This is a genomic window from Hydrogenophaga sp., assembly GCF_051007235.1.
GTDB lineage: Bacteria > Pseudomonadota > Gammaproteobacteria > Burkholderiales > Burkholderiaceae_C > Hydrogenophaga.
In genome coordinates, this window is the sequence record NZ_JBPCSJ010000466.1 from 1 (window position 1) to 2,887 (window position 2,887).

A 2,887-nucleotide genomic window follows, 5' to 3' on the forward strand; every position below is an offset into this window, starting at 1 on the left:
GCATCGCTTTCTGGGGGGCGGACAGGGCCTTGGCTGGCGCGGCCGGGGTGGGGGATGAGGTCGCGCGGTCGGGCATGAGCGAATTGTGCCGAACGATTCAAGCCCACTGGAAAACGGTCGAAGCAGGCACATCGCTTGCTTGAAACTGACATGACCCTTCCACTGCACACCGACACCTTCCTGCCCTACATGCGCGACGTCGCACGCTGCGAACGCTCACTGCAGGACCTGGGCGCCGCCTGGCGCCTGATCGAGGCGTCGGCCAAGATGAACTGCGCCGAAGAGGCGCAGGGCATCCTGCCCATCATGAAAGCCACGCAGGCCGGCTTTGGCCGGCTCGAACGCGAACTGGTGGGCAGCCTGGTGGGCGAAAAGCTGGGCAATGTGCAGGCCGCCCTGGGCACCCAGGCCCGGTTTGTCATCGACATCGTGGTGCGCAACCTGTTCGAGCGCACCGCCGACGTGGGCTTTCTGGCCACCGACCGTGCGCTGTGCGCCTTCGTGGCCGGCCAGCAGACCGACGCCGACGCGGTGCGCGCGCGGCTGCTGGCCTACCGCCAGAAGTACACCGTCTACAACGAGATACTGCTGCTGGACAGCCGAGGCAACGTGCTGGTGCAGCTGGACCCGGAGGCGCCGGTCGAGGGCAGCACCGACCCGCTGATCGCCCAGACCCTGGCCAGCGACGGCCATGTCGAGACCTTCCGCGCCAGCGACCTGCGCCCGGGCCACCGCAACGCCCTGCTCTATTCGCGCCGCATGCACCACCCGGCCACCGGGGCGGTGATCGGCTTGCTGGTGCTGAGCTTCGACTTCCACCGCGAGATGCGCGACATCTTCCGCTCGCACCGCGATGCGGACGGACGCACCAATCTGATGCTGCTGGACGCGCAAGGCACCGTGATCGCCAGCGCCGACGAGCGCTGGATCGCCCCGGGCAGCCGGGTGCCGGCGCACACCGGCAGCACGCCGCAAGTGTTCATCCACGAAGGACGGGAATACCTGTTGCAGACCTGCCCGGCCAGCGCCTACCAGGGCTACCCTGGGCCGGCCGGCTGGCAGGGCCAGGCCATGATGCCGCTGAACCTGGCTTTCTCGGCCCCACCCCGCCAGTCACTGAGGGCGCTGGATGCGGCCACCACCACCGGGCTGCTGACGCACGCGCGCCGCTTCAGCCCACCGCTGTTCGAGGTGATGCGCGCCACCGAAACCATCCAGCGCGTGGTCTGGAACGGCCAGATCATCAGCGCTGGCCAGCCAGGGGAACAGCAGAAGCTCAAAGCCATCCTGGAGCAGATCAGCGAAACCGGCACGCGCAGCAACGCGGTGTTTTCCGGCTCCATCAGCGACATGTACGAGACCGTGCTGGACGCCCGCCTGGGCCACGCCGCGTCGCAGGCACGGCTGCTGGTGGACCTGCTGGACCGCAACCTCTACGAGCGCGCCAACGACTGCCGCTGGTGGGCGCTGACGCCGCAGCTGCGCCACACCCTGGCGCAGCCGCCAGCCGCGCGCGACCTCCCGCAGGCCGCCGGCATCCTGGACTACGTCAACAGCCTGTACACGGTCTACCGCACGCTGTTCCTGTACGACAGCGTGGGCCGCACCGTGGCCGCGTCGCGCCAGGCGCTCGACGCCCTTGACGACCGTTCAGCGGCTGTGGCCCCGGCGCTGCTGCAGCGCGTGCTGGCATTGCCCAGCGACCAGGCCTATGCGGTCAGTGCCTTCGAGGCCAGCCCGTTCACCCCGGGCGAAGCCACCTACACGTACCACGCCGCCATCCGCCACCCCGACGACGAACGGCGGGTGGTCGGCGGCATCGGCATCGTGTTCGAAACCGCGCGCGAATTGCAGGCCATGCTGGACGGCTGCGTGGACGCAGCGTCCGGGGCCAGAGCGTTCTTCGTCGACCGGCACGGCACCGTCATGGCCAGCACCCAGACACGTCACCCCGCCGGCAGCACCCTGCCGGTGCCGGCCGGTCTGCTGTCACTGGCCAACGGCCAGCACCAGGCCAGCGTGGTCGAGTTCGACGGCCAGTACGCCGTGCTGGGCTGCGCCGCCTCGCCGGGCTACCGCGAGTTCAAGGTGTCCGACGGTTACCGGGACGACGTGTTGTCGGTCGTGGTGGTGCCGCTGGGCGCTGTGCAGAACCACACCGGCCACGCCCGCGTGCGCTGGGACGCCGCCTCGGGCGCCGAGGAAGGCGCCGGCCGCGGCAGCGCCCTGCAGAGCTACGCCACCTTCTGGAGCGGCCCGCACCTGCTGGCATTGCCCGCGACGGCCGTGGTGGAAGCGGTGCCCTCCGCCCTGCTGTCGGCCCAGACGGCGGCCGACCCCAGCGGCCGTGTCGGCCTGCTGCCGCCCCAGCCCGGCTCGGCCGTGCAGCACCTGGTCTGGGTGTTCGACCTCGCGCAGCTGCTGGGCGGCGCGCCGACGGCGGCCGCAGAAGGCGAGATCGTGCTGGTGCGCCACGGTCTGCACACCATCGGCCTGCTGGTCGATGCCCTGCACGGCGTGCCGGAATTCGCCCCCGGGCGGCGCCGGCCCTCCCCGTTGTCACAGCCGGGCGTGAGCCTGGTCACCGAGATCATCCAGCCGGGCGGCCAGCACCCCATCATCCAGCTGGTCGACCTGCCAGTGCTGCTGCAGCACCTGCTGCCACCGGTCCTGCCACAATAGCGGCCCTTCTGCGTTGGAACGGGCCCGGTAAGGCCCTCATGCACCATGGCTTCATCTGCTTCATCGGCACGCACCTTCACCGTCGCCGACTTCGATTTTTCCCTCCCCGAATCGCTGATCGCCCAGCACCCGGCGGCCGAACGCAGCGCCTCGCGCCTGCTCGACGGCACCGGCCCGCAGCCGGTGGACCGCATCTTCCGCACGC

2 protein-coding genes are annotated in these 2,887 nt (G+C 70.2%); both read left to right on the plus strand.

Annotated features, from left to right (window positions below; all coding sequences use genetic code 11):
• Positions 1 to 150: 150 nt before the first annotated feature.
• Complete coding sequence (locus tag ACR2JA_RS16545) at positions 151 to 2,682, plus strand: chemotaxis protein CheW (RefSeq protein WP_434010171.1); 2,532 nt, start codon at positions 151 to 153, stop codon at positions 2,680 to 2,682.
• 45 nt (positions 2,683 to 2,727) lie between these two features.
• Positions 2,728 to 2,887, plus strand: a 160-nt coding sequence (locus tag ACR2JA_RS16550; protein WP_434010172.1) for an S-adenosylmethionine:tRNA ribosyltransferase-isomerase, incomplete at its 3' end; no start/stop codon positions are given.

Excerpts from the sequence above, each read along its gene's own strand:
- ACR2JA_RS16545 (WP_434010171.1), top strand. The coding sequence starts at position 151 with ATGACCCTTCCACTGCACACCGACACCTTCCTGCCCTACATGCGCGAC.